The sequence below is a fragment of the Duganella rivi genome, assembly GCF_009857435.1.
Classification (GTDB): domain Bacteria; phylum Pseudomonadota; class Gammaproteobacteria; order Burkholderiales; family Burkholderiaceae_D; genus Rugamonas; species Rugamonas rivi.
The window spans coordinates 1-395 of the sequence record NZ_WWCK01000021.1 but is presented as its reverse complement, the minus strand read 5'-3'; the positions used below and the strand labels follow the sequence as shown (position 1 = coordinate 395).

The following is a 395-nucleotide window of genomic DNA, read 5'->3' as shown; positions in this document are numbered from 1 at the left end:
TTCCCGGAGCCTTGAGCTCCTTGAAGGGTCGTTCGAGACCAGGACGTTGATAGGTCAGGTGTGGAAGTGCAGTAATGCATTAAGCTAACTGATACTAATTGCCCGTACGGCTTGTCCCTATAACCTTAGCAGGTTATAGATTAAGAATCGTTGCGTTGATTCTCTTCATTACCCAAAACAATTACTTGATAAACGGTATAAATCGTTTATAATACTGTCTTCCAGATTTCATGGCAGCGCGGAGAAAGACGCGATGCTAGTACAAGTTAAAGCTTGATGACCATAGTAAGTCGGTCCCACCCCTTCCCATCCCGAACAGGACCGTGAAACGACTCTACGCCGATGATAGTGCTGCAACCAGTGTGAAAGTAGGTTATCGTCAAGCTAGTTATTTA

The 395-nt window shown here is 44.8% G+C and carries 2 rRNA genes; both read left to right on the top strand.

Annotation, left to right across the window (positions count from 1 at the left end):
* A 23S ribosomal RNA gene (locus GTP45_RS27795) occupies positions 1 to 119 on the top strand; the annotation flags it as partial.
* Positions 120 to 272: 153 nt separating this feature from the next.
* Positions 273 to 385, top strand: a 5S ribosomal RNA gene (gene rrf / locus GTP45_RS27790).
* Positions 386 to 395 lie beyond the last annotated feature (10 nt).